At 69.5% G+C, this 24,896-nt stretch carries 29 protein-coding genes and 1 pseudogene; 20 read left to right on the top strand and 10 right to left on the bottom strand.

The genetic code is table 11. The annotated features are described in order from the left end of the window. Positions 1–9: 9 nt before the first annotated feature. Positions 10–975, top strand: coding sequence for a YgfZ/GcvT domain-containing protein (locus ACFY0U_RS15085; protein WP_388635216.1), 966 nt, complete (start codon positions 10–12; stop codon positions 973–975). A 51-nt stretch (positions 976–1,026) separates the two neighbouring features. On the opposite strand, the gene dtd is transcribed toward ACFY0U_RS15085, so the two are convergent. Then, the gene (gene dtd, locus ACFY0U_RS15080; protein WP_266825332.1) at positions 1,027–1,452 is read right to left on the bottom strand and encodes a D-aminoacyl-tRNA deacylase; all 426 of its coding nucleotides are present in this window, start codon (positions 1,450–1,452) and stop codon (positions 1,027–1,029) included. Positions 1,453–1,611: 159 nt separating this feature from the next. On the opposite strand from dtd, the gene ACFY0U_RS15075 reads away from it, so the two are divergent. Both ACFY0U_RS15075 and ACFY0U_RS15070 read left to right on the top strand, forming a co-directional pair. Then, positions 1,612–2,184, top strand: coding sequence for an aerial mycelium formation protein (locus tag ACFY0U_RS15075; RefSeq protein WP_388635214.1), 573 nt, complete (start codon positions 1,612–1,614; stop codon positions 2,182–2,184). 103 nt (positions 2,185–2,287) lie between these two features. Continuing rightward, positions 2,288–3,547 (top strand): GNAT family N-acetyltransferase, encoded by a 1,260-nt coding sequence (locus ACFY0U_RS15070; protein ID WP_388635212.1) that lies wholly within the window; start codon positions 2,288–2,290, stop codon positions 3,545–3,547. Between the two features lie 183 nt (positions 3,548–3,730). Here ACFY0U_RS15070 and ACFY0U_RS15065 read toward each other — a convergent pair whose 3' ends face one another. Continuing rightward, positions 3,731–3,913: a hypothetical protein gene (locus tag ACFY0U_RS15065; protein WP_388635210.1), complete on the bottom strand. Its 183-nt coding sequence runs from the start codon at positions 3,911–3,913 to the stop codon at positions 3,731–3,733. 155 nt (positions 3,914–4,068) lie between these two features. Here ACFY0U_RS15065 and ACFY0U_RS15060 point away from each other — a divergent pair, with 155 nt between their 5' ends. Beyond that, entirely contained in the window at positions 4,069–4,977 is a 909-nt protein-coding gene (locus ACFY0U_RS15060; RefSeq protein ID WP_388635208.1) for a winged helix-turn-helix domain-containing protein, read from the top strand. 39 nt (positions 4,978–5,016) lie between these two features. On the opposite strand, the gene ACFY0U_RS15055 is transcribed toward ACFY0U_RS15060, so the two are convergent. Continuing rightward, entirely contained in the window at positions 5,017–5,205 is a 189-nt protein-coding gene (locus tag ACFY0U_RS15055) for a hypothetical protein (protein WP_388635206.1), read from the bottom strand. 189 nt (positions 5,206–5,394) lie between these two features. Here ACFY0U_RS15055 and ACFY0U_RS15050 point away from each other — a divergent pair, with 189 nt between their 5' ends. Both ACFY0U_RS15050 and ACFY0U_RS15045 read left to right on the top strand, forming a co-directional pair. Continuing rightward, positions 5,395–6,273 (top strand): GntR family transcriptional regulator, encoded by an 879-nt coding sequence (locus tag ACFY0U_RS15050; RefSeq protein ID WP_388635204.1) that lies wholly within the window; start codon positions 5,395–5,397, stop codon positions 6,271–6,273. A gap of 172 nt (positions 6,274–6,445) precedes the next feature. Further along, positions 6,446–7,192, top strand: a complete 747-nt coding sequence (locus ACFY0U_RS15045; RefSeq protein ID WP_388635202.1) for an HAD family hydrolase — start codon at positions 6,446–6,448, stop codon at positions 7,190–7,192. Between the two features lie 20 nt (positions 7,193–7,212). On the opposite strand, the gene ACFY0U_RS15040 is transcribed toward ACFY0U_RS15045, so the two are convergent. Next, positions 7,213–7,353, bottom strand: a complete 141-nt coding sequence (locus tag ACFY0U_RS15040; RefSeq protein WP_388635200.1) for a hypothetical protein — start codon at positions 7,351–7,353, stop codon at positions 7,213–7,215. Between the two features lie 209 nt (positions 7,354–7,562). Here ACFY0U_RS15040 and ACFY0U_RS15035 point away from each other — a divergent pair, with 209 nt between their 5' ends. The 6 genes from ACFY0U_RS15035 (at position 7,563) to ACFY0U_RS15010 (ending at position 14,300) form a co-directional block, all read left to right on the top strand. Further along, on the top strand, positions 7,563–8,417 hold the full coding sequence (locus ACFY0U_RS15035) for a winged helix-turn-helix domain-containing protein (RefSeq protein WP_388635198.1): 855 nt from the start codon (positions 7,563–7,565) through the stop codon (positions 8,415–8,417). 158 nt (positions 8,418–8,575) lie between these two features. Next, on the top strand, positions 8,576–9,808 hold the full coding sequence (locus tag ACFY0U_RS15030) for a phosphotransferase family protein (protein WP_388635196.1): 1,233 nt from the start codon (positions 8,576–8,578) through the stop codon (positions 9,806–9,808). After that, positions 9,798–10,568: an HAD family hydrolase gene (locus ACFY0U_RS15025; protein ID WP_388635194.1), complete on the top strand. Its 771-nt coding sequence runs from the start codon at positions 9,798–9,800 to the stop codon at positions 10,566–10,568. The genes ACFY0U_RS15030 and ACFY0U_RS15025 overlap by 11 nt, the downstream gene beginning before the upstream one ends. Then, positions 10,522–11,601: a phosphotransferase family protein gene (locus ACFY0U_RS15020; RefSeq protein WP_388635192.1), complete on the top strand. Its 1,080-nt coding sequence runs from the start codon at positions 10,522–10,524 to the stop codon at positions 11,599–11,601. The genes ACFY0U_RS15025 and ACFY0U_RS15020 overlap by 47 nt, the downstream gene beginning before the upstream one ends. A gap of 10 nt (positions 11,602–11,611) precedes the next feature. Beyond that, on the top strand, positions 11,612–12,223 hold the full coding sequence (locus ACFY0U_RS15015) for a TetR/AcrR family transcriptional regulator (RefSeq protein WP_388635190.1): 612 nt from the start codon (positions 11,612–11,614) through the stop codon (positions 12,221–12,223). Positions 12,224–12,278: 55 nt separating this feature from the next. Further along, entirely contained in the window at positions 12,279–14,300 is a 2,022-nt protein-coding gene (locus tag ACFY0U_RS15010; protein WP_388635188.1) for a HelD family protein, read from the top strand. Positions 14,301–14,308: 8 nt separating this feature from the next. Here ACFY0U_RS15010 and ACFY0U_RS15005 read toward each other — a convergent pair whose 3' ends face one another. Next, entirely contained in the window at positions 14,309–15,148 is an 840-nt protein-coding gene (locus ACFY0U_RS15005; protein ID WP_388635186.1) for a nitroreductase/quinone reductase family protein, read from the bottom strand. 219 nt (positions 15,149–15,367) lie between these two features. On the opposite strand from ACFY0U_RS15005, the gene ACFY0U_RS15000 reads away from it, so the two are divergent. After that, a complete protein-coding gene (locus ACFY0U_RS15000) occupies positions 15,368–15,847 on the top strand; it encodes an HAD domain-containing protein (RefSeq protein WP_388635185.1) in 480 nt (159 codons plus the stop codon). Between the two features lie 9 nt (positions 15,848–15,856). Here the strand turns inward: ACFY0U_RS15000 and ACFY0U_RS14995 are convergent, their stop codons facing one another. Beyond that, positions 15,857–16,735, bottom strand: coding sequence for an NAD(P)-dependent oxidoreductase (locus tag ACFY0U_RS14995; RefSeq protein ID WP_388635183.1), 879 nt, complete (start codon positions 16,733–16,735; stop codon positions 15,857–15,859). Positions 16,736–16,779: 44 nt separating this feature from the next. Between ACFY0U_RS14995 and ACFY0U_RS14990 the strand changes: the two genes are divergently transcribed. Further along, entirely contained in the window at positions 16,780–17,142 is a 363-nt protein-coding gene (locus ACFY0U_RS14990) for a winged helix-turn-helix transcriptional regulator (protein ID WP_388635181.1), read from the top strand. 103 nt (positions 17,143–17,245) lie between these two features. On the opposite strand, the gene ACFY0U_RS14985 is transcribed toward ACFY0U_RS14990, so the two are convergent. Next, positions 17,246–17,839 (bottom strand): DinB family protein, encoded by a 594-nt coding sequence (locus ACFY0U_RS14985; protein WP_388635179.1) that lies wholly within the window; start codon positions 17,837–17,839, stop codon positions 17,246–17,248. Between the two features lie 146 nt (positions 17,840–17,985). Between ACFY0U_RS14985 and ACFY0U_RS14980 the strand changes: the two genes are divergently transcribed. Together ACFY0U_RS14980 and ACFY0U_RS14975 are read left to right on the top strand one after the other, a co-directional pair. Next, positions 17,986–18,141, top strand: a complete 156-nt coding sequence (locus ACFY0U_RS14980) for a hypothetical protein (RefSeq protein WP_388635177.1) — start codon at positions 17,986–17,988, stop codon at positions 18,139–18,141. 81 nt (positions 18,142–18,222) lie between these two features. Continuing rightward, entirely contained in the window at positions 18,223–18,963 is a 741-nt protein-coding gene (locus ACFY0U_RS14975; RefSeq protein ID WP_388635175.1) for a VOC family protein, read from the top strand. Positions 18,964–19,437: 474 nt separating this feature from the next. Here the strand turns inward: ACFY0U_RS14975 and ACFY0U_RS14970 are convergent, their stop codons facing one another. Continuing rightward, positions 19,438–19,941, bottom strand: a complete 504-nt coding sequence (locus ACFY0U_RS14970) for a TetR/AcrR family transcriptional regulator (RefSeq protein ID WP_388635173.1) — start codon at positions 19,939–19,941, stop codon at positions 19,438–19,440. Next, positions 19,938–20,099 (bottom strand): hypothetical protein, encoded by a 162-nt coding sequence (locus tag ACFY0U_RS14965; RefSeq protein WP_388635171.1) that lies wholly within the window; start codon positions 20,097–20,099, stop codon positions 19,938–19,940. Before ACFY0U_RS14965 ends, ACFY0U_RS14970 begins: the two co-directional genes overlap by 4 nt. A 335-nt stretch (positions 20,100–20,434) precedes the next feature. Here ACFY0U_RS14965 and ACFY0U_RS14960 point away from each other — a divergent pair. The 4 genes and pseudogenes from ACFY0U_RS14960 to ACFY0U_RS14945 all read left to right on the top strand — a co-directional run bounded on the left by ACFY0U_RS14960 (position 20,435) and on the right by ACFY0U_RS14945 (position 23,352). Continuing rightward, positions 20,435–21,283: pseudogene (locus ACFY0U_RS14960) on the top strand (putative RNA methyltransferase). Positions 21,284–21,637: 354 nt separating this feature from the next. After that, a complete protein-coding gene (locus tag ACFY0U_RS14955; protein ID WP_388635169.1) occupies positions 21,638–22,183 on the top strand; it encodes a helix-turn-helix domain-containing protein in 546 nt (181 codons plus the stop codon). Between the two features lie 65 nt (positions 22,184–22,248). Further along, entirely contained in the window at positions 22,249–22,905 is a 657-nt protein-coding gene (locus ACFY0U_RS14950) for a hypothetical protein (protein ID WP_388635167.1), read from the top strand. A gap of 114 nt (positions 22,906–23,019) precedes the next feature. Next, a complete protein-coding gene (locus ACFY0U_RS14945) occupies positions 23,020–23,352 on the top strand; it encodes a DUF2516 family protein (RefSeq protein WP_373463970.1) in 333 nt (110 codons plus the stop codon). 120 nt (positions 23,353–23,472) lie between these two features. Here ACFY0U_RS14945 and ACFY0U_RS14940 read toward each other — a convergent pair whose 3' ends face one another. Further along, positions 23,473–24,777 (bottom strand): PP2C family protein-serine/threonine phosphatase, encoded by a 1,305-nt coding sequence (locus tag ACFY0U_RS14940; RefSeq protein ID WP_388635165.1) that lies wholly within the window; start codon positions 24,775–24,777, stop codon positions 23,473–23,475. Positions 24,778–24,896 lie beyond the last annotated feature (119 nt).

The following is a 24,896-nucleotide window of genomic DNA, read 5'->3' as shown; positions in this document are numbered from 1 at the left end:
CTTAGGCATATGAAGAGCCCTCTGCTGTCCCTGCCCGGCGCCGTCCCCGCCGAGGGCGTGGACGAAGGCGTCGCCGCCCACTACGGCGACCTGTTCCGCGAACAGCGCGCCCTCGCCGACGGCACCGGATTCGTCGACCTCTCCCACCGCGGTGTCCTCACCGTCACCGGCGAGGACCGGCTGAGCTGGCTGCATCTGCTGCTCACGCAACACGTCTCCGAGCTGCCCGTGGGCGAGGCCACCGAGGCGCTGGTGCTGTCCGCCAACGGCCACATCGAGCACGCGCTGTACCTGGTGGACGACGGCGTGACGGTCTGGATCCACGTGGAACCCGGCACCCAGGAGGCGCTGCTCGCCTACCTGGAGTCGATGAAGTTCTTCTACCGGGTCGAGGTCGCCGACCGCACCGCCGACATCGCGCTCGTCCATCTGCCGGCCGGTTCGATCGCCCCGGTGCCGATGGGTGTCGTCGTCCGCGAGACGGCGTACGGCCGTGATCTGTTCCTGCCGCGCGCGGACCTGGAGTCGTACGCCGAGAAGGCGGGCCCGGCGGCCGGTCTGCTGGCCTACGAGGCGCTGCGCGTCGAGCAGCACCGTCCGCGCCTCGGTTTCGAGACCGACCACCGCACCATCCCGCACGAGCTGGGCTGGATCGGCACGGCGGTGCATCTCCAGAAGGGCTGCTACCGCGGCCAGGAGACGGTCGCCCGCGTCCAGAACCTGGGCAAGCCCCCGCGCCGCCTCGTCTTCCTCCACCTCGACGGCAGCGAGGTCCACCTGCCGCCGGCCGGCACCCAGATCCACCTCGCGGACGACGGCCCCGACGGCCGCAAGATCGGCTTCATCACGACGTCCGTACGCCACCACGAACTCGGCCCGGTCGCCCTCGCCCTGGTGAAGCGGAACGTACCGGTGGACGCACGACTGGTGGCGGACACGACGGCGGCGGCACAGGAGGTCGTGGTCGAGCCCTGAGGGGCTGTGGAGTTGAGGGCCGCGGAGCCGTGGAGCTGTGGGGCTGTGGGGCTAGATCTCCACGAGCACGGTGAAGGGGCCGTCGTTCGTCAGCGACACCCGCATCTGCGCGCCGAAGCGGCCCGTCGCCACCGTCGCACCCAGTGCGCGGAGTTGGGCCACGACCTCGTCGACGAGCGGCTCGGCCACGTCGCCGGGTGCGGCGGCGTTCCAGGTGGGGCGGCGGCCCTTGCGGGCGTCTCCGTACAGGGTGAACTGGCTGATCACCAGGAGCGGGGCGTCGATGTCGCTGCATGACTTCTCGTCGTGCAGCATGCGGATCGACCAGAGTTTGCGGGCGAGTTGGGCGGCCTTCTCCTTGGTGTCCTCGTGGGTGACCCCCACGAGGACGCAGAGCCCCTCGCCGACGATCTCCCCGACGGTCTCACCCTCGACGACGACGCTCGCGCCGTCGACTCTCTGAACCACTGCACGCATAGGACCATCATGCCGCGTGGGCCGGAGTGACCTTTCCTCGGGTTTCTTTTTGATCGATAACCCCCCATCTGGGGCCGATCGGGGGCACTCGGTCACATAGCGGCCACTTGGGGTGGCACGATGCTCATACACGCCCGGTCGAGGGGACGGTTGAGGCACATGAGCACACCGAGCATCGGACAGCCGCCCGGGGCTGTTGTCCGGCCGCCCGCGCAGCGTACGGAGGAGCCGCGGCTGCCCGCGGACCCGTCCGAGCACGACCTGGCCCCGCTGAGTCTGCCCGAGCTGCGCACCCTGCGCCGGGACGCCCAGCGCGACGAGGCGGACCTCAGCTATGTACGGCGGCTGCTCCAGGGCCGTATCGACATCCTGCGCGCGGAGCTGGCACGCCGCTCGCCGGCGGGGGAGGGCTCGGTGGTGGAGCGCCTCTCCGAGATCCTCGCGGACGCCCCGGCCCGCCAGCGTTCCTCGGCCCGCCATGTGACGCTGGGCACGCCTCACAGCGAGGAGTACCGCCGCCTGGCCGCCGAGATGCTCGCCGAGGTCGAACTCTCGGACCTCCAGGCCCGCACCGACCTCGAACTCAACGCCGCGATGGCCCGCCTCGTCCGCTACGAACAGCAGGTCTCCCGCCGCCGCCAGCGCCTCCAGCGCACGACGGACGACTGCAGCGCGGAGATCGCCCGGCGGTACCGGGAGGGGGAGGCGCAGGTGGAGGACTTGCTGATGTGAGGAGGGGGGCGATCCCCCTGGGGAAGCGGGCCCTGGGAAGCGGGCCCTGGGGAGCGGCAGAAAACGTCGCGACAGCTCATCGTCGTAGATCTACCGTGGCTCCATGACCCGCCCGCGCCCCGACATCGACGTCCGGCCGATCCGCGAGGACGAGATCCCCGACTGGATCCGCGCTCTGAACACCGGCTTTCTGCGCAGTCCCGGAGTCACCGAGGACGAGATCGCGGACCGCGGCAGCTACATCGAACCGTCCCGGACGCTGGGCGCCTTCGACGGCGGACGGTGCGTGGCGACGTTCCGGTCCTTCGAGCAGCGGCTCACGGCCGTCGGCGGCGCGACCGTCCCCGCCGACGCCGTCACGAACGTCAGCGTGACGGCCACCCACCGCCGACGCGGCATCCTGACCCGCATGATGGCCGAGGACCTCGGCGCGGCGAAGGAGCGCGGGGACGTCGTCGCCACGCTGATCTCCGCCGAGTACCCGATCTACGGCCGCTACGGCTTCGGTCCCGCCACCTGGATGACCGAGTGGACGGTGGACGTGCCGCGCGCCGGTCTGGACGCCCGCTGGTCGGGGCCCGAGGGCGGCGCCCGTATCGACCTCGTGGACCGGGAGGACGTACGCAAGCTCGGCCCGGAACTGCATGAGCGGCTGCGTCGCGGCCAACCCGGCGCGGTCAGCCGTACACGGCGATGGTGGGAGATCGAGACCGGGGCCGTGCATCTGGACCGCGCTCCCTGGGTCGAGCCCTTCTACGCCGTGTACCGCTCGTCCACCGGCGAGGTCGAGGGCATGGCGGCGTACAAGTGCGACGACCACTGGGAGGACAAGCAGCCGGCCGAGACGGCCAAGGTGAGGTGGCTGATCGCCACGACCGCCGCCGCCGAGCGCGCCCTGTGGCGTCATCTCTGCTCGATCGACTGGGTCACGACGGTGCGCAGCGGCTGGCGCGGGCCCGACGACCTGCTGCCGTTCTTCCTGCCCGACCCGCGCGCCGCCCGGATCACCACACACGCGGACTGGCTGTGGGTACGGATCCTGGACGTCGTACGGGCTCTGGAGGCGCGTACGTACGACAGGGCGGGGGCCTTGGTCCTGGAGGTCGTCGACGGGGCCGGTCTGGCCGGCGGGCGCTATCGGCTGGAGGCGGCGGAGGACGGCCGGGCGACCTGTACGGCGACGACGCGGAGCGCCGAACTCACCCTGGACGTCGCGGACTTGGCCACCCTGTGGCTCGGTGACGAGTCCGCCGTACGGCTTGCCGCGCTCGGTCGGGTCCGGGAAGAACGAGCGGGCGCCGCCCGAATGGCCGACGCCCTGCTGCGTACGTCCGGGCGGCCGTGGTGCCCGGACATGTTCTGATGTCTCCCTCCCGCCGGTGACAGGGACTTGGTACTGATCCGTAGCTGTAGCTCTTGAGTTGTGGCTGTGCGCAGCGGTGTTCAGTTGTCGGTGTGGAGTTGTGGCTGTGCTGACCGACCGGGCTCCCGGCTCCCCTCCGGAAGGGAGCCCGATCGGCCGACTGCGCGGACTTGGGCGGTCCGCTCAGCCGGACTGGGCGAGCAGCATCACGAGGATCGCCGCTCCGATGCCGCCGACCATGGTGCTCTTTGCCTTGATGCCGACGGTGAGAAGGACGAAGGCGATGATGCCCATCGGCCCCCACTTCCACTGGATGAGCTGCTCGAATCCGATGGCGAGGGCGGCGATGGCGATGGCAAGCGGCATGACGATCCCCCCTGGTGTCTGATGTCGCCAACCTCTTTGAAGTTTGACCATGTTCTGCAAGTTGGCGACCAACTTCACTGTACTTATCTCCGCTTGGATGCGTCTCATAACCACCTTCCCGTGAACTGCCCAAAGATGGCGGGAAGTTGTAGTGTTTGGTCGTGGACCCGAAACACGCCTCCGTCAATGGACGGGAGAGGTCACAGCGGCCACACCCATCACATCGCGAGGTGGCCGACGAGCTGCGTTCCCGGATCCGGTCCGGTGAGCTGCGGCCGGGTCAGCGCATGCCCACTCAGGCCAGGCTGGCCGACGAGTTCGGTGTGGAGCGCGGGGCGGTCCGCCAGGCCCTGCGCATCCTGCAGTCCGAGCAGCTGCTCACCAACGTCTCCAAGGGCAGCCCGGCGACCGTCGCCCCCGACCTCGGCAGGGCGCTGACCGGCCCCGGAGCCCCGCCGCTGCCCACGATGGTGGCCCTCGGCCCGCGCGTCGCCGCCGCCTTCGCGACCTCGCATGTCGAGATCGACGCGCTCTGCCTGACCTCGGTCTCCTTCAACCTCGCCCTCGGCGAACCACTGCGCCAGATTCACGCCGGACAGCTGAAACCGGCCAAGGTCGACGTCCGCGTCCTGCTGCCGAGCCGTGAGATCGACCTCGCCTTCCCGACCCCCGTGGACCCCTCGGAGGACGGCCGGCTCCAGCGCCGCTGGCTGGCCCAGCGCAACGCCCAGGGGCAGGTGCTGAAGCACAACCTGCTGGCGTTGCGCGCCACCCACGGCATCGACGTCAAGGTCACCTTCCGCGCCCTGCCCTTCACCCCGCCGGTGAAGCTGTACCTGCTCAACAACACGGAGGCCCTGTTCGCGTACTACACCCTCACCCGGCGCGAGGAGCAGATCGACCACGAGTTCCTTCAGATGTACGACGCCGAGGGCACCCAGTCGATGCTGTTCGCCTTCGACCAGGGCGCCGGCCTGCGGGACACCACCTTCGTCGAGCAGTCCCACCTGTGGTTCAACGCACTGTGGGAGACGATCAGTTCGGAGCTGACGCTCACGAGCTGAAGGTCTCCCACAGTGGCGGATCCGGGCGGCGCCTGTCTTTCATAGGGCGGGCCCCGCGACCAGCAGGGCGAGCACGACGGCCCCGATGGAGCTCAGGGCCGGGCTCTTGGCCCTGACACCGATGGTGAGCATCAGCAGACCGATGATGCCGGTGACGCCGTACTTCCACTGGACGGTCTGCTCCAGGCCGGTGACGAGGATGGCGGAGAGGAGGTAGAGAGCTGGCACGGTGTTCCCCCTTCGGGCGTGAGGCGGGCGTCCGGGGCGGACGGATGCGGGGGGTTGGGCGACAAGGAGGCAAAACTTCCGCCAACTTGGCGAAGTTGGCAACCATCTCAGTAATACTTGTCCCCACTTGGCCCCTAGTCCGAAACAACTTCCAAACAACTCCCCATAGATGGATAGGAGTTGTAGCGTTTGGTCGTGACCCAGGAGAACGTGGCAGTGAACGGCAGCAGAAGGCTCTCGCCCCAGGAGATCGCCGACATCCTGCGGGAACGTATCCGTGCCGGTGACCTCAAGGCGGGGGACCGGCTGCCCACCCAGGCCGAGTTGGCAGAGGAGTTCGGCGTCGAACGCGGCGCCGTCCGCCAGGCCCTGCGCGCCCTCCAGGAGGACGGGCTGCTCAGCAATGTCAGCAAGGGGAGCCCGCCGCGGATCGCGGAGCCGGCGCCGGTCCGGGGCGCGCCGCAGCCGACCATGGTGGGCCTGGCGCCGCGGCTGTCGGAGGCCTTCACGGCGAAGCACGTGCGCGTGGACGTGGTGAGTCACACCTCCGAGACCCTGATGCTGGCTCTCGGCGATTCACTCCGCCGGATCCACGAGGGCAGGATCCGCCCCGAGTCGATCAACTTCCGCGTCCTGCTGCCGTCCCGGGACATCAACCTCGCCTTCCCGGTACTGATCGACCAGGACAGCGAGGAGAACCCGGTCCATGAGCGTTGGCTGGAGATGCGCAACGCCCAGGCCCACGTCCTCAAGTACAACCTCAACGCCGTCCGCTCCACCCACGGCATCGACGTCCAGATCACCTTCCGCGCCCTGCCCTTCACCCCGCCGGTGAAGATGTACCTGCTCAACGAGGAAGAAGTCCTGCTCGGCTACTACATGCTGGAGAAGCGCGAGGAGGAGTACGAGAGCCAGACCCTGGAGATGTACGACGCCCTGGGCTCCCAGTCCGTCCTCTTCTCCTTCGTGAAAGCGGCCAGCCAGCGGGACGGGGCGTTCGTGGAGGAATCCCAGAAGTGGTTCGACGCCCTCTGGGAAACCATCACGACGGACCTGACACTCTCCTAGTGACCTCTGATACGACGCAGATGGCACCGGGGCGCGCCACGCACTCGAACGCGGCCCGGGCGTAGGGTCGTTGATGCGGTGGCGGCAGCGGACGGACGCTTCCGGGCGACCAGAACCAGAAACGGTTCGATGCCATCTGGGCAACGATCGCGCGTTGCCCGACACTCGGTTGGTGGCTGCTGAGACGGGACAGACCGACGTGGTGACGGATCCGATCGAGAGCCTGCGGGAGCAGGTCGCTCGGACACGCCATGTCCTCTTCGATTTCGACGGGCCGATCTGTCAGCTGTTCGCCGGCTACTCGGCCGCGGACATAGCCGAGGCTCAGGTGAAATGGCTGGAGGTGCAGGGGCGGGACGGACTGCTCACCGAGCAGGAACGTTTCAGTCGGGACCCCCATGGTGTGCTGGGCACGTTCGCCGCGCGGTATTCCGGAAGTGACCTGGTCATCGGTCTCGAAGCGCACCTCACCCGAGAGGAATTACGGGCTGCCAAGGACGCGTACCCGACACCGCATGTGGACGTGCTGATCCAGACCTGGGTGGCCGTCGGCGCGCGGCTGGCCATCGTCACGAACAACTCGGCTCGCACGGTGGCCGACTACCTGGGGCGCAGGAAACTTCTCTCCTGCTTCGCTCCCCACATCTATGGGCGGGTGGCGGACGAGTTGCACCACCTCAAGCCGCACCCGGCAACCCTGTACCGCGCTCTGCGCGCGATGGGGGCGGCACCTGCGTCCTCGTTGATGATCGGGGACAGCGATTCCGACTTTCTCGCCGCACGTGCCGCCGGTGTTCGGTTTCTGGGCTACGCGCGTAAGCCCGGCAAGAGGCAGGCTCTGCTGGACGCGGGGGTGCGTCCGGAGAACATCCTGGACTCGCTGGAACCACTGTTGACGGCAGTGCGTGCCCAGGGTTGACGCGCTGGTCGACTGTGCCCCTAGGCCTGCGTCATGAGGAGGACCAGCATCACGGCTCCCGTCGCCGCGCAGGTGGAGTTGGCGGCCTTCAGCCCGACCACCAGGAGCAGGAAGCCCACGGCCCCGAAGGCCCCGTAGGCGCCCTGCACTGCCGCCTCCACGATGATCAACGCTATGCCCCCCAGGAGTCCAAGCTCCTCTTTGGCCTTCACGGTGCCCCCCAGGTCCTGTCAACTCTTCGACCAATTGGATGAATTGGCCTGTAAGTTGACTGTTCCCCTGGTCCTTGATCGGTTAACTATCTAGCCAAAGATGAGGTTTATTGGTCGGATCCGGTGTTGCGGCGGTCGGAAAGCGGTACGTTCGGCATGTGAGTACTCCGAAGCATCGCGAGGCCGGTGGCCGGATCTACAGTCGTGTCCACAACGCCCTGTGGCTGCGGTTGACCGACGGGACCTACCGGGTCGGCGACATGCTGCCGGCCCAGCGCGACCTCGTGAAAGACCTTCAGGTGTCCCGGGATGTCGTGCAGAAGGTGTTGAAGGACCTCGGGGACAAGGGGTTCCTCGTTTCCGTGCGAGGAAGCGGCACTCGGGTGATTGCGCTCCCGACCACCAATGACTCCGAGGCGGACGACCCGCAGGCGCGCCCCACCCTTTACGAGTACATGGGCAAGGCCTTCAGGGAGCCGGAGGTCTCGCTGGATCTGGTGGCGCTCACCGCCGAGACGTTCATAGGGCACTTCCGGTCGCAGACCGAGCTGGTCACGGCCGGCAAGATCAAGCCGGCGCGGGTGACGGTGCGGATGCTGCTGCCGTCCGAGGACACGCCCCTCGAATACCCGCGGGCGCTGGATCCGAAGGACGACCGTGTCAGGCTGCGCTGGCGCAACAGGGTCCGGCGGCACACGGCTGAGATGGGCGACTTCTGCAAGGAGTTGGAGGACGCGGGCGTCGAGGTGAAGCTCCTCATCCGCCGCATGCAACGGAGCCCCGACTTCAAGTTGATCCTGCTCAACGACGTTCACGCGCTGGTGGGACTGTACTCCCCGGTCGTGGGCCCGATCAGGCTCGACGACGGCACCATCGTCAGCCGGGCGGTCGACGTCAAGGGCGCCGGAGTCAATCTGCATCACTACGAGAGACGTGTCGCGGGTGCGGATGACGTTTCACAGTTCGGCGATTATCGAGAATGGTTCGACAGTCGCTGGAATCTGAGCGCTTAGTTCCGACCGGCTCAGCGGGCGACCAGCAGGGAAAACACCCTCTGTCGTCCTTGGCGGGAAGGTGTCCAAATAGTGGCTATCCGTGAGAAGGATCACTCGAACCGCTACGCTCTGCCGCCATGTCGCCTCCCCTGCCCCGCAGAGCACACCAGGTACTGGTGCGCGTCTTCGCGGAGCTGCAACGACGTCGCCCCGGAGGCGACTTGGTCGTCGGCCACCACAACAGCAATCTCATCCTGCCGTTGGGGAAGCCGCTCGCCTATCTGCTGGACATCGACTCCGGGGAGGCGCACGCCAAGTTCCGGGTTCCCCTCAAGTCGGTGGAGGTCGTCCCACGGATATGGCGCGAGTCGGAAGTGCTGCGAGCGGTGAGCTCCGGGGTGGTCGAGGTTCCCCGTTGCCTGGCCGATTTCGGGGCCTGGTCCTTGCAGGCGTACCTTGCGGGCCAGGCGCTGGCCGAGGAGACGCCCAAAGGGCCGATCGGCCGCCCGCGGCTGGAGGCATTGGCCGACATCTTCGCCCGGCTCGCCGCCCTGCCGGAGGAGGTCCTGCCGCCGCTTCCGGCTGATTGGCCCGTAGACAGAGACAGCACCGGCTTTCTACACCGACTGGCAGACTTCACCGAGGAGCGGGTCCACCAGGCCAATCGTCTGCGTTTCGGACGGCTCTTCGATGCGGTGGGCGTGCCGTACGACGCGATCGGGCGGTTCAAGAGCTTCTGGCCGGAGCTCACGCCACGGCCTTTCGCGCTTCTGCACACGGACATCCATCGGGCCAATGTGGTGGTGACACCGTTGGACGCCGGCGGGAAACTCTGTGTCATCGACTGGGAGTTGGCCCTGTACGGGGACCCGCTGCACGACCTGGCGACCCACCTGGTGCGTATGGACTACGACGATCATGAGCGTGAGCTCATGATCGGGCTCTGGTCCGACGCGATGAGAAGGATGGACCGGGCGGATGCGACGAAGGGCATGGACCGTGACCTCGTCGGCTACCTCGACTTCGAATACGTGCAGTCGATCTACCCCGACGTGATGCGGGCCGCACTCGCTCTCCCCGCTGATGCCGCTGCTGAGGACTTCGAGCAAGGGGCGGAGCGGGTGTGCCGTGCTCTGAGCCGGGCTTGGGCCCCCCTTGGACTGCCGGGAGAGCCAGTGGACGCACCAACTGCCGCGGAGGCGCTGCGTCAGTGGCATGCCGAGGACAGCGCAAGTGGAACCGGAGGTATTGGCCGCCTCTTCGCTCGGCACCGCCGTAAGTCGACGGACCGGTGCCCGCACGTCGATCAGCCCAGAGGGACCGCTTGGAGACTGCGCTCAGTGCCGGTACGGGAGCCGGTTGTCGACATGGGGGAGCTACTGGAGGGCTTGGAACGGAATGGCTGTTGAGGCCGGAACGAAGAGCGGTGGCCGACCCCTTCTCTCAGGGATCCATGGAGTCCTGTTCGACTTCGACGGGCCGATCTGCCGGCTCTTCCCGGACGAGTCGTCGCGGCCTGTCGCCGACGAACTCAGGGGCATGCTCGCCCGGGAGGGCGCAACGCATCTGTTGACGGCGGGTGAGCAGCGGAACAAGGACCCGCATGTCGTTCTCCAGGCCGTGCACCGGGCACGTCCGAAGCGTGATCAGTTGGTGCGTGCCATGGAAGAGCACGTGAGCCGGCGCGAGGTGACGGCCGCCGGCCAGGCCCTGCCCACGCCCGGTGCGAAGGAACTGATCCACAGGCTGCGGAAGAACGGTCTCCGGCTTGCCGTGGTCACCAACAACTCCCCGCGCGCTGCCGACCGCTATCTTCGGGACTGGGGGATGAGGGACCAGTTCACGGCGATTCACGGTCGTTCCTCGGACCCCGACTTGATGAAACCGCATCCGCATGTCGTCCTTCGCGCTCTGCGAAGCCTTGATATGAGTCCGACGAAAGCCGTGATGATCGGGGACACGCCGACGGATCTCGAAGCCGCCCGGCACGCGGGCGTCCGGTTCATCGGGTACGGCAGGAACGAGCCCAAACGGCAACGGTTGCGGGATGCCGGGGCGGAGGTCGTGCTGGGGGCGTACGCTCCATTGCTCGACGAGATGGGGGAGAAGGGGGCCGCCGCCCATGAACCCGGAGCCCGTTCGATCGGTGAGCCGGCAGCGTGCCGATGAGGTGACGGCTTTCGGTGAAGTGGTCATGGGGCCGCTGCGGGGCTATCACCACGAGACCTATGTGGTCCGGTTGCCGGGAGGGACGCGGCGGGTCAAGGTCCGGGAAATGCGGGACGGGATCCTGTGGTTCGACCGCAGGTGCTTCAGGTCGGAAGAGCAACTGTTACGTGCGCTGCAGGGGCGGATCGACTGTATTCCCGACGTCTTCGATGTCGCCGGCATGGATATGCAGGGCTTCATCGAGGGGAAGACTCTCGGGCGGAGTCTCCTGTGGAACCGCCGGGTTCCCGGATCGGCCTTCGGCCAGCTTGTCGAACTCTTCTGGGAGATGGTGCGCATCACCCCGGATGCGCTGTGCGTGGAACGGCGCTGCGCGCTTGATGACCATGCCGAGGACGGTGACACGGACAGATTCCTGGAGAGTCTGATCGACTTCATGGAGCAGCGGGTTTACTACGCGAACCTGCCGAGTTTCGGAAGGCTCTTCCAGGAGCTCGGTGTGGGCAGCGAATCGTTCACCATCCTCAGGAAGCGCGCGGCTGGGCTGAAGGAGCGGCCCTTCTGCTTATTGCACGGGGATCTGCACCGCGAGAACCTCGTGATCGACTCCGGGGGACGTCTGTGGGCGATCGACTGGGAACTGGCGCTGCTCGGTGACCCGCTGTACGACCTCGCCACTCATCTGTACCTGATGCGATACCCGGCCGATCAGGAACGCTCCATGGTCATGGAGTGGTGCCGGGTCGTGGAACGGGTTCGCCCCGGCAGTTCGTACGGCTGGGCCGAGGACCTGCCGCGACTCCTTGCCTTCAAGAGGGCGCAGTCGCTCTTCACGGACGTCATCCGCACGTCGCTGTCGCTGGGTGAGGGACCGAAGTTCAACTGGACCATGTTGCCCGGGGCGGTCCGCAGGCTCCAGGGCATTCTGGCCGCCGGAGCCGAGCCACTCGGGCTGGCGGCGGTGCCCACGCCGTCGCAGATCATGACAGCGCTGGTGCGCTGGCAGCGCACCACATACCTGCAGTTTGCATAGGCTCATGCCCATGCCAGAACCCGGCCTGCGCGAACGCAAGAAGCAGCGGATGTACGAGACCCTCTCCGAAACCGCGATCCGCCTCTTCCTGGAGAAGGGCTACGACGCGGTCTCCGTCGCCGAGATCGCCGCCGCGGCCGAGATCTCGAAGCCGACGCTCTTCCGGTACTTCCCGACCAAGGAAGACCTCGTCTTCTACCGCATCGCCGATCACGAGGACGAGGCCGCGCGGGTTGTACGGGAAGCCCCGGACGTCGCGCCGCTTGTTTCCCTCCGGCGGGACTTCCTCGACGGGATCGAGCGGGCGGATCCCATCACCGGGCTCAGTGATCATCCCGCCGTGCTCGCCCTCTACGACCTGCTGTACGGCACCCCGGCGCTCGTCGCCCGCATGTACGCCCATCTTGAGCGCTCCGAGGAGGCCCTCGCCGAGGCGCTCGGGGGTGATCTGGACGCGCGGCTCGCCGCCGGGCAGATCGTCGCGGTGCGGCGGGTGTTGGCTCAGGAGAACTGGCGGCGGATCACCGGTGGCGAGGACGCCGACGTCGTACGGGTGGATGCGGTCGCCGCCGCGGGGCGGGCCTTCGATGTGCTGGAGGCGGGGTTGCCGCGGTTCGCATGAGCGAGGCTCGGTAAAAAATTTAACTCGGTTACGTTATTTCGGTACGCTCGACCGTATGACGTCACCCGACCCCGCCCTCCACCAGGCCCTCCACCTCGAACGCACCCACCACGACACCTGCCGCGCCGCCCTCGCCGCCATGGTCGAAGGCGCCCAGGAACACGTCGTCACCGGCGAGGACGTCTCCGCCTCCGGTGCCGACGCCGAAGTGCTCGGGTATCGGCTGCGCAGCCGGGCCAAGGAGATGCGGGAGCTGCCGGAGGGGCCGCTGTTCTTCGGGCGGCTGGACTCGTCCACCGATCACCAGACCTTGCACATCGGGCGGCTGCGGATCAGCGAGCATCCCGCCGCCCCGCCCCTGGTCGTCGACTGGCGGGCGCCCGTCTCCCGCGCCTTCTACCAGGCCAGCGCCGGCGACCCGCAGGGCGTCGCCGTGCGGCGGCGGTTCGGGTGGGCGCCGGGGAGCCGGGGTGACTCCGCCGATCTCACCGGGCTGGAGGACGAGCACCTGCAAGGCGGGGAGGGGCGCGCGGTCAGCGACATCGTGCTGCGGGAGATCGAGCGGCCCCGGGTGGGGCCCATGCGGGACATCGCCGCGACCATCCAGCCCGAGCAGGACGATCTCGTACGAGGTGAGCTGCGCGCGTCCGTGTGTGTGCAGGGCGCCCCGGGCACCGGCAAGACCGCCGTCGGGCTGCACCGGGCCGCGTATCTGCTCTACACCCACCCGCAGCGCATCCGCCGCGGCGGCATGCTGATCCTGGGCCCCAACCGCACCTTCCTGGCGTACATCTCCCAGGTACTGCCCGCGCTGGGCGAGACCGGCGTGCGGCAGGCCACCCTCCAGGAGGAGATCGGGCGGCATCCGGTCAAGGGCGAGGACGACGAGCGGGCCGCCGCCCTCAAGCACGACGGGCGGATGGCCGAGGTGCTGCGGCGGGCGCTGTACGCGCGGGTGTCCGCGGATGCCGTCGAGGCACTGGCGATTCCCGACGGGTCCTACCGGTGGCGGGTGCCGGCCGGTGAGCTGGTGCGGATCGTGGCGGGGGTACGGGCCGAGGCGCCGCCGTACGGAGTCGGGCGGGAGCGGGTCCGGGCGCGGGTCGTGGCGTACGTCCGGGCGCAGGCCGAGCGGCGCGAGGGGCCGGTGCCGAACTCCTGGGTGCGCAGGATCGAGCGGGCGCGGGCGATCAGCGCGTACGTCGACGCCGTATGGCCCCGGGTACGGCCGGAGGAGGTCGTCGCCGAACTCCTCACGGAACCCGGGGTGTTGGAGCGCGCCGCGGACGGAGTGCTGGACGCCGACGAGCAGAAGGCGCTGCTGTGGGACAGGCCGCCGCGGTCGTGGAAGTCGGCGCGCTGGTCGGCCGCCGACCTCGTGCTCCTCGACGAGGCCGGCGGGCTGATCGAGCATCCCGAGGCCTACGGCCATGTCGTCGTCGACGAGGCGCAGGACCTCTCCCCGATGGAGTGCCGGGTCATCGCCCGGCGGGCCTCCTTCGGATCGCTGACCGTGCTGGGGGACCTGGCGCAGGGCACCACGCCGTGGGCGGCGCGGACCTGGTCCGAGCAGCTCGCGCACCTCGGCCGGCCGGACGCCGTCGTCGTGCCGCTCACCACCGGGTTCCGGGTGCCCGAGGCCGTCGTAGGCCTGGCCAACCGGCTCCTGGAGCGGCTCGACGTCGACGTCCCGGCCTCGCGATCCCTGCGTGCGGACGGGGAGTTGCGGATCCGGGACGCCGGGGACGACGTGCCCGGCGCGGTCGTGGCCGCCGTGCGTGACGCGCTCGGCCGGGAGGGATCCGTCGGGGTGATCGCCGCCGACGCGGACGTGCCCCGGGTGCGCGCCGCCCTCCACGCCGCCGGCCTCGACACCGCGGGCCCCGACGAACTGGGCGCCCGCGTGACCCTCGTACCGGCGACGCTGGTCAAGGGGCTCGAGTACGACCATGTCGTCGCCGTCGAGCCCGCGGCGATCGCCGAGGCGGAGGAGCGGGGGCTGCACCGGCTGTATGTGGTGCTCACGCGGGCGGTGTCGGGGCTGGAGGTGGTGCACGGACGGCCGTTGCCGCTGTGAAAGGCGCCTCAGCCGCCCAGCAGCGGGATCAACTGCTCCTCCTCGTACGTCAGATGGGTCTCCAGTTCGGTCGCGAGCCGTTCGACCTCCGCCTGGGCCGTGGCGGGCTCGTCCGCCGTCCACACCACCTGCTTCAGCTCCTCCACCAGCGCGGCGATCCGCTCGTGCTCCTCGCGCAGGCGCGCCAGCGCGGGGGCGGCTTCGGGGTGCCGGTCGGCGAGGAAGGGGAACAGGCCGATGTCCTCGCCGGTGTGGTGGTTGTGGAGGCCCTGGCAGAAGGTGAGGCAGTTGACGCGGAGCTGGGCACCGAGGGTCGAGCCGGTGTTCTTGGCCATCTCCTCGCGGATCAGGGCGAGTTCGTGGCGGAAGTTGTCATGGACGAGCTTGATGGCCTCGCCCATGGAACCGGCCCGGATGTTCGGGGGGCCCGGTGCCGCGCTCTCGTACAGGGCGACCACCGGGATCACCCGGTCACCGGCCTTCTCCTGGTACTCCGCCCAGCCCGGCTCCGTCTCCACCGCTCGCGCGAACGACCGGTCGCGCTCCTCGCCCTCCAGGACGACGGCCCGGGCCTCGTAGGTGAACGCCCCGCTCTCGACGGTCACTTGGGGGTTCGCGCGGAGGTTGTGGTACCAGGCCGGGTGCCGGGGGGAGCCGCCCGCGGAGGCGATGACCAGGACGCGGTCGCCGCCGTCGGGGAGGTAGCCGAGGGGAGTGGTGTGCGGGGTGCCGGTGCGGGCTCCGGTGGTGGTCAGCAGGAGCAGCCGGGCACCCTCGAACATGCCGCCGACGCGGCCGTTGTTGGCCCGGAACTCGTCGATGATCGGCTGGTTGAAGTCGTTGGGCATTCTCTTCTTTCTCTTCGTCGCTGGTCTCTGGGAGGCGAGGGCGAAGAGAAGACGGCGGACCTCTGGCCCGCACCGGCCTCACTCGGAGGCCGGGTACCCAACTGTCGCGCGGCGCGTGGCCGCAAACCCGGCAGTCATGGGAGGGACGGTAGTCCGCGGTCGCGGCCGGCGCCACCGAATATCGGCGGCCGCGGTCGCGGCGGTGCAAGCTGGCTGCCGATGATTCTCTTTCTCGACATCGACGGCACGATCCTGCCGTTCGGATCCCCGCGGCCGTATCCGGTGTACGACGGTCCGGTGGCCGCCGGCCATCCCCTGCTGACCCGCGTCGATCCCGGCCTGGGGGCGCGGCTCACGGCGCTGGGCTGCGAGCTCGTCTGGGCCACGACCTGGACGGCGGCGGATGCCAACGACCTCCTCGCCCCGTGGCTCGGGCTGCCCCCGCTGCCCGCCGTGGACTGGCCGGACCCGGCCGACGAGGAGGGCGGCGCCCTGCACTGGAAGACGCTGCCCCTCCTCGACCGGGCGGCCGAGCGGCCCTTCGTCTGGGTCGATGACGAGATCGGGGCGCCGGATCGGGTGTGGGTGGCCGAGCACCACCCCGCACCGGCCCTGCTGCACCGCGTCGATCACCGGTACGGGATCACCGACGCGGACCTCACGGTCGTAGCGGACTGGCTGAGGTCCTCGCGGTCGTAGCGCACCGGCTCAGCGGCGGCCCAGTAGTTCGGTCAGCCGGGTGATGCCGTCCGCGCCGTGGCCCAGGCCGATCGCGCGGCGGGCCTGGCCTTCGGCGGCGCGCAGCACGGCCGTGTCGATGCCGTGGGACTCGGCGGTGTGGACGATGTGGGCCATGGAGGAGACCGAGGAGGTCAGCGGGTTGCCCTCGCCGGAGTAGGTGCCGGCGTCGATGTCGTCCGCCCACTCGGCGAACAGCGGCGGCAGGATCGCGCCGATGCCCTGGGCGAAGGGGGCCAGTTCACGGGCGGTGATGCCCTCGGCGCGGGCCAGCGCGAGGGCGTGGACGTAGCCCGCGGTGGCCGTCCAGAAGATGTCGAGCAGGGCGATGTCGTGGGCGGCGGCCCGGCCGGGGTCCGTGCCGAGGTGGGTGTGGGTGCCGCCGAGTACGGACAGGGCGGGACGGTGCTCGGCGTAGAGGTCCTCGGGGCCGCTGTGCAGGAAGACCGCGTGGGGCGTGCCGATGGTCGTGATCGGCGTCATGATCGCGCCGTCCAGGTAGCGGATGCCGTGCTCGGCGGCCCAGTCGGCGGTGCGGCGGGCTCGGTCGGGCGTGTCGCTGGAGAAGTTCACGACGGTACGGCCCTTGAGGGCGTCGGTGACGGCTTCCGTACGCAGGAAGGTGTCGGCCGCGTCGTAGTTGACCACGCAGACGACCGTCAGCGGGCTCGCGGCGACCGCGTCGGCGGCCGTGGGGGCGCTGATCGCCCCGCGCTCCTTGAGGTCGAGGTCGCGGCCCGGTGTGCGGTTCCAGACCGTGGTCCGCAGACCGGCGTCGAGGAAGGCGCCGGCCAGCGCGTGGCCCATCGGGCCCAGGCCGAGGACGGTGACGGAAGAGGACGTGGGCATGCTGAACTCCCTGGGGAACAGAGGCCATTGGCAGACGGTTACGGATGGGGACGACGAAGGGGGCGGAGATGGGCTGCGCGCGCGTCCTGGACATGAACACCTGCGGAGTGACCGCCGCGATCACGGTGATCGACGGCAAGTGGAAGACCTCGCTGCTGTGGCTGCTGGAGGCCGGCCCGCAACGGCCCGGCGAGCTGCGCAGGCAACTGCCGGGCCTCAGCGAGAAGGTGCTGACGCAGGCGCTGCGCGCGATGGAGGCGGACGGTCTGGTGCACCGGGAGGTGCACGACGTCCTGCCGCTCAAGACGGTGTACTCGCTGACCGCATTCGGCCGTGAACTCGCCGAGCTGCTGGCCCCGTTGTCCGACTGGGGCCACCGCCACATGGAGCAGCGGGCCGCTTCCTGATCCCTCCCGGCCTCCGATCCCCTTTCCTTCGCCGGCCCTTCGTGACCAGCTTCTGATCCATCCGGGCCGGCTGCCAAGTACCCACTTTTTTGTGGGTACTTGGTCAGTCCTTCCGGTCGGCCTCCCGGGCCGCGCGCTCCAGCCGGTCCCGGTAGGCCTCCCACCAGGCCGGGTCGTGCGACGCCATGCTGTCGGTGCCCTGGTTCATCCCGACGGCACCGTCCATGAGCTCCCGGAGGATGTCGGCGTGTCCGGCGTGCCGGTGCGTGTCGGCGATCACGCGGACCATGGCGTGCTGGAGCGTGACCTCGTCCTTGCCGTCCGGCCACCACGGCACCTTGCCCACGGTGTCCAGGGCGAGCGCGTCGAGCGTCGCGTCCGCGTGCGCCCATGCCCGGCGGTACAGGCCCACGATGTCCTCGCGCGACTCCTCGGCGGTGGCCCACATGTCGCCGTTGGGCTCGGCGTCGGCGTCCAGCCAGGGGAGGGGTTCCCCGGACGGCCGCCCGAAGGTGTCGCCCAGGTACCCCAGCTCCACGCCGGCCGCGTGCTTCACCAGCCCCAGGAGGTTGGTGCCGGTCGGGGTCAGGGGGCGGCGGGCGTCGTACTCGGAGAGGCCTTCGAGTTTCCAGAGCAGGGCGTCGCGGGCGGACTGGAGGTAGCGGTGGAGGACGGCTTTGGGTTCGGTCTCGGTCATGCGTGCCAGTCTCGCGGCGCGGTCGATCTTCGCGCACAGTATTTGCGCGCGGTGCCGCCGGGAGGGCTCGTTCCCGGGTGCGGGCGACCTCCGAGCCGTCCATGTGGTCGCGCGCCCGTGTGATCAGTCCGTCGTGCACATGTCGTGTGCATGGGGGTATCGGCAGGCGCGGATCCGACCGCATCGACTGCGACGACCTGCTGATCGGCCTCGCCCAGGTGGGCCGCGGAGTCGCCGCCGACGTCCTGGTCGCGGCGGGCTTCGACCCGGCCGCCATCGACGCCACACCCGCCGACGCCTGAGCCCGTCACGGCCCAGGCGACCACTACCCGACGGACCGCGAGAGCAAGGCCCCGTGCGAGACAGGACAATAGGATCACCGCATGGCACTGCGACCTGTTCAGCTGAACATCAAGGCTGTCGACGGCCTGGCGGTCGGCCGGTTCTGGGCGGAGGCGCTCGGCTGGCATCTGTTCCGACCGGGCGTGACCACCTACGTCGGACCCACCGCCGAACTCGTCTGGCCGGACCCGGTCGCCGTCGGCATCGACGTCGTTCCCGTGCCGGAGCCCAAGACCGCGACGAAGAACCGGGTGCACCTCGATCTCGCCACCACGTCCGCGGCCCATCAGGCGGAGTTGGTCGCGCGCCTGAAGGCTCTTGGGGCGACGCCCGTCGACGTGGGCCAGGGCGACGTGCCGTTCACGGTCCTCGCCGATCCGGAGGGCAACGAGTTCTGTGTGCTGGAGCCCCGGGAGATCCACCGGGACACCGGGCCGGTCGCCGTGATCGTCGTCGACTGCGCGGATCCGCGGGCCATGGCCCGGTTCTGGGGCGAGGCGCTGGACTGGCCGCTGCACGAAGTGAACGACGACCATGCGCTGTTCCGCTCCCCCAAGGGTGTCGGCCCGTACCTGGAGTTCCTCCGCACGCCCGACGTGAAGACCGTGCCGGACCGCCTCCATCTCGACCTCCTGCCCTACCCCGGTGACGACAAGGAGGCGGAGGTGGCCCGGCTCCGCGCCCTCGGCGCCACCGACCTCGACCTCGGCCAGGGCGACGTCCCGTGGACGTGCCTGACCGATCCGGAGGGGCATGAGTTCTGCGTCCTGGCGCTGCACTGACGGGCGTGGCCTCGGGTGGGGCGGGGTTGGGTGGAGTCTCGGTGGGCGAGGGGATGTGGATTGGGCTGCGGGGGGCTCGGTTGATTCGGGCGGCGAGTGATTGCGTGTCGGGGTCAGCGCTTGCGTGTCGGGGCGGGTGCGCGTAGTTCGGGGCGGGTGCTCGCGCGTCGGGGGCGGGTGCGCGTAATTCGGTGCGAGTGCTCGCGCGTCGCGGGCGGCGGGATCGTGTCGCTCGTCTGCCGCAACGCCCGACTCGCCGACCGACGCGCCGCGTCAGCCACACAGACGGGGCCGAACCGCACTCGCCGCTGCCGCCCCATCTCACGTGCCGGCCCCGCCCCACCTCACTAGCCGACGCCGCCCATCTCACTCGCCCACGCCACCTCTCCTCACCCTCGACCGCCTCACCCCACCCGTCCCGTCAACGCCCTCACCGCCGGCCGCAGAAGCGCCGCAACCCTCTCGGGTGGGGCGTCATGGAGGGCCGGGCAGGGCGAGGAACTGGTGGCCGATGGTGACGCCCAGGAGGGTGGTGACGATCAGGGCGGCACGGAGTTCGGGGTCCTCGGCCCTCGGCAGGGTGGCGGTGACGCCGTCGATCCGCCGGGCGAGGCCCGCGCGGACGTGGTCGGCCGCGGCCGGGTCGGTGAGCATGGAGCGCATCATCGCCAGCGTGCCCTCGGGCAGACCGCCGAGCTTGAGGCCGAGCGTGGCCAGGAGCTGATCGACCAGCGCGTCACCGTCGGCGGGCGCCAGCGACACGGGGACCGCCTGCACCGCCTGTGAGAACAGCTCGCGTTTCGAACCGAAGTACTGCATGACCAGGGCCGGATCCACACCGGCCGCGGCCGCCACGGCACGGATGGTGGTGCGATCGAAGCCCTTCTCCGCGAACAGCTCCCGGGCACTGTCGAGGATGCGCGCCTCGGTGGCCCCCGTAGATGGCTTCCCCGGGAGGGAGCTGGGCGAGGCGGTCATTCCAGCGTGAGAGCAGATGAGGCTGGTTCTTGTTCAGGAGCCAGGATCGTGGTGCCGAGCTTGCCGAGCAGGTCACAGACGGCGTTGGCGATCTGGACCTGGCTCATGCGGTGTTCCAGCGGGATGCCGAGGAATCGGGCGAACTCGCCTGCGAGCATCTTCGGGGTTGCGGCGCCTGGTGATCTGTTCGACGTCCCTGCCCAGCTGGGTGCTGGGCCGTGTCTAGTAACTGCTGAAGCGAGAAAGGGGCTTTCAGTAAGTCTCGTAAGGTGGAGGCATGTGGACCCAGCACACCCAGGCTCTGTGATCACGAGGTATTGAGGGCGATGCCGTAGGGCGTCGCCCTCCTTGGTGTGCCTGTTACGTGATCCATCTTCCTTGCGCCACCCGCACTGAGGCGGCGCGACGCCGGGCCCGTTCTTCTTAAGGACAGCGGCTCCTGAGAGCGCGTACAGGCACGGTCCCTTCCCTTCACCGTTGCCAGGAGCGCCTCGTGCCTGCGTTGCTTCCCCCTGCCCTCGAACCATTCCTCGACTTGCTGCGCTGCCCGGTGTGCCGCGTCAGTCTCCGACCCGACCATGGCTCACTGCGCTGCCCAGCGGGCCACACCTTCGACATCGCACGTCAGGGCTACGTCAGCCTCCTCACCGGCGTCCGCGCTACCAGCGGTGACGACGCAGCCATGGTCCAGGCCCGAAACCGGTTCCTGTCCACCGGCAGGTAGGCCCCCATCCGCCGGACCCTGACCCGTCTGACAGCCGACGTCCTACCTGGTCGAGGTGCGGTCGTGGACATCGGCTGCGGCACCGGCTACTACCTGGCCGGCGTACTCGATCAACTGCCCGGCGTCCACGGCCTAGGGCTGGACGCGTCAGTACGCGCCCTGCGCTCGGCGGCCCGAGCCCATCCGCGAGCCGCTGCGGCGAGCTGGGATGTCTTTCGTCCCTTCCCCTTGGTCGACCAGACGGTCGACGTGATGCTGGACGTGTTCGCCCCGCGCAACCCGGCTGAGTTCCACCGAGTGCTCCGCCCGACCGGCCGGTTGATCGTGGTGCGCCCCGTCGAGCGGCACCTGGCCGAGCTGCGGGGCCAGATCCCCGCGATGGTCACGATCGACCCGGACAAGGAACAGCGCCTGCATCAGGCGCTGGACCCCTACTTCGAGGCCGCCGGTACCCAGCACGTCGAATACACCGCACCCCTCACCAGGCAAGAAGCCATCGACCTGGTGGGGATGACACCGAGCGCACGACACCTGACCCACGCAGACCTGAGCGCTCACGGCCCCCTGCCTGACCAGGTCACCGTCTCCGTGCTGGCCACCTCGTACCAGCCTCGGTGACCACGAGCGGACGGACCTGCTGACCAACGAACCAATGGGCGCGCCTGGCACCTCACCCTTCCCGGCAACTCGGGGAAGGGTGAGGCGTCCGTCCGCTGGCCGTTGTGATCTCTCCAAACCAGGTGCACGAGGGCCAGATCCTCCCCCGGGCAGGCGGCTCGGGTAGGGCCGTTCGCTCGCTGCGCAAGTCGTCCGGGACCCGTTCACTTCACACTGCGGACCCGGTGGGAAATCGCAGACAGACCGGGAACGGACAGGACGCCTATGCACCCGCTCCGCCGAACTCACGTGGCGTGGAGCACTTTTGCAAGCGCCTGCTTGCAATAGTTAGCAAGGGTGAGGCACAGTGGGGCCATGGCATCGCTCAACGTCGGCAATCTCGGTGAGTACCTGCGCGAGCAGCGGCGAAACGCCCAGCTCTCGCTCAGGCAGCTCGCCGACGCCGCCGGGGTGTCCAATCCGTATCTGAGCCAGATCGAGCGCGGGCTGCGCAAGCCGAGCGCGGAGGTGTTGCAGCAGGTCGCCAAGGCGCTGCGGATCTCCGCCGAGACGCTGTACGTCCGCGCCGGCATCCTCGACGCCGAGCGCGACCGGGACGAGGTGGAGACGCGTGCCGTCATCATCGCCGACCCGACGCTCAACGAGCGGCAGAAGCAGGTGCTGCTCCAGATCTACGAGTCCTTCCGCAAGGAGAACGGATTCGGGATCGACCACGAGGAGAACGGCTCGCAGGGGGCACCCGCTCCCGAGGCGGAGACCGCCACGGTCGACGTACCGGCAGGCATACCGACAGACATATCGGGCGAAGAAGCCCAGGGCGGCACTGCCGAGCGCCGCACCCGCAAGAAGCCCCGCACGACCGACGGCAGCGACGCCGACCCGCAGCAGACGGCCGGTTGAAACACCGGCTGACCGCGCGCGGAACCAAAACCCTCAAGCGAAAGCGATCCGGGAGGACCATCACCATGGCCATCACCGACGACATCCGCAAGGCCGTTTCGGACCCCACCCCGCTCTACTTCCTCGCCGGCGCCGGTGACCTCGCCTTCCAGGAGGCCAAGAAGGTGCCGGGCATCGTCGAGCAGCTGCGCGCCGAGGCCCCGGCCCGTATCGAGGCCGTACGCGGCACCGACCCCAAGGCCGTGCAGGAGAAGGCCGCCGCCCGCGCCAAGGAGGCCAGTGCCAAGGCCAAGGAGGCGCAGGAGTCCCTCCAGGCCCGGGTCGGCGAGTTCATCGCGACCCTGGACGGCGACATCAAGAAGCTCGGCTCCACCATCGACGCCGACCTGAAGAAGTTCGGCGAGAGCGCCCAGGACTTCGCCCTGCGTGGCGTCGGCGTCGCCGCCGAGTACGCCGTGAAGGCACGCGAGACCTACGAGAAGGTCGCCGAGCACGGTGAGCAGGCCGTGAAGACCTGGCGCGGCGAGGCCGCCGAGGAGATCGAGGAGCTGGCCGTCGCCGTCGAGCCGAAGGCCGAGCCCGTCGAGGTCAAGGAGGAGCCGAAGCCCGCCGAGGCCAAGCCCGCCGCGACCGCCCCCGCGAAGAAGACCGCCACCGCCAAGAAGACGGCGCCGGCGAAGAAGACCACCACCGCCAAGAAGACGACCCCGCCCGCGAAGTAGGCGACGCGGCAGGTACTTCTACGACGGGCCGGGCACCCCTGGGGTGCCCGGCCCGTTCTACGGGTACGGTGACCGCGTAATGACGAGCCGAGTCAGGTGGTGGACGTTGTGCTGATGCAGGGGTTCGCGGGGTTGATGTGGATTCTCTACCTCGCGATGTTGGGATTCGCGGTGGTGGCCTTCGTGATGGCCGCCCTGTTCCGCGAGGACGCGTACCGCGCGGCCAGCAAGAACAACAAGGGCTTCTGGCTGATCATCCTCGGCGTCGCCGTCGCGGTGAACCTCCTGGTGCCGATGCTCTTCCTCCAGCTCGCGGGCCTGGTCGCCTCGATCGTCTTCTTCGTCGACGTGCGCCCGGCGCTCCGCCAGGTGTCGGGCGGCGGAGGCAGGGGCCGCGGCGGCAGCAGCAGCGACGGCCCGTACGGCCCTTGGAACGGCGGTAGGTAGACCCCACCTAGGGGCGCGGGGCTCTATCGATTTGCGGCTCCGCCGCGTGGGCGCGACCAGCCACTACGGACGCGCACCCGGCAGCCGGCAGGACCTACAACGGCGGGACCCCGCCCGAACTCACCCGGTCCGATCCAGCAGCAGCACAGCCACGTCATCCGTCAGCTCGCCACCGTTCAACTCCCGCACCTCGCTGACGGCAGCCCGCAGCAGCGCTTCCCCCTGCAACCCCTCGGACAGCTGCCGCCGGACCATCTCCACCATGCCGTCCTGACCGAGCCGCTCCCCGCCGACCCCGACCCGCCCCTCGATCAGCCCGTCGGTGTAGAGCATCAGACTCCACTCCCGCCCCAGCTCCACCTGCATCCGCGGCCACCGGGCGCCGGGCAGCAGCCCGAGAGCCGGCCCGTTGTTGTCGTACGGCAGCAGCCGCGCCGGCCGCCCCGGCCGCGCGACCAACGGCGACGGATGCCCGGCGAGGCACAGCCCCGCCCGGCGCCCGTCCGGCGCGATGTCCACCGTGCACAGCGTCGCGAAGATCTCGTCGTCGGACCGCTCGTGTTCGAGGACCTGTTGCAGCGTGCCGAGCAGTTCGTCCCCGCACAGCCCCGCCAGGGTCAGCGCCCGCCACGCGATCCGCAGCTCCACACCGAGCGCCGCCTCGTCGGGCCCGTGCCCGCAGACGTCGCCGATCATGGCGTGGACCGTGCCGTCGGGGGTGCGGACCACGTCGTAGAAGTCGCCGCCGAGCAGCGCACGCGAACGCCCGGGCCGGTAGCGCGCGGCGAACCGCAGTGAGGAGCCCTCCAGGAGCGGCGTGGGCAGCAGCCCCCGCTCCAGACGGCGGTTCTCCTGCGCCCGCAGCCGGCCCTCGGCGAGCCTGCGCTCGGCTGTGTCGGAACGTTTCCTCTCGACGGCGTAGCGGATCGCCCGGCTCAGCAGCCGGCTGTCCAGTTCGTCGCGGAAGAGGTAGTCCTGGGCGCCGACGCGTACGGCTTCGGTGCCGCGCTCGGCGTCGCCGGAGGCGGTGAGGGCGAGCACGGCGTGCCGGGGCGCGAGCTCCAGTACGTGCTTGAGCACGGCGAGCTCGTCGTCGCCGCCGCGCACGGGGGCGGGCAGGGCGAGGTCCAGCAGGATGCAGTGGACGTCGTCGGTGAGCAGCCGCTCGGCCTCGGTGAGGTTGCGGGCGGTGCGCACGCGGATGGGGTTGCCGGCGGCGTCGAGGAGCTCCGGCACGACCGTCGAGCCGCCGGGATCGTCCTCGATCACCAGCAGCGTCAGATGGGTCGTGCCGTTGTGCTTCTCGATCGTGCCGTCCGTGCGCGGGGCCTCTTCCCTTGAAGGGCCGCCACTTGCGGTTGCGGCCGGCGCCTGACCACTTTCCACGGCCGGGACTGCTCTCTGCCGCGGTACGGGTACGGGCATCGTCTTGGGTCCTTCCCTCCCCCCGAGGGCATGGCGGGGCGAGGGACCTCGACCCACCGACGGGGACCATAGCGGTACTCGGCGCCGCAACGGAATGGTGTACGGCACCCGGCTCGGCA

The sequence above is a fragment of the Streptomyces sp. NPDC001536 genome, assembly GCF_042894505.1.
GTDB lineage: Bacteria > Actinomycetota > Actinomycetes > Streptomycetales > Streptomycetaceae > Streptomyces.
This window is presented reverse-complemented; position numbering and strand designations above follow the sequence as displayed.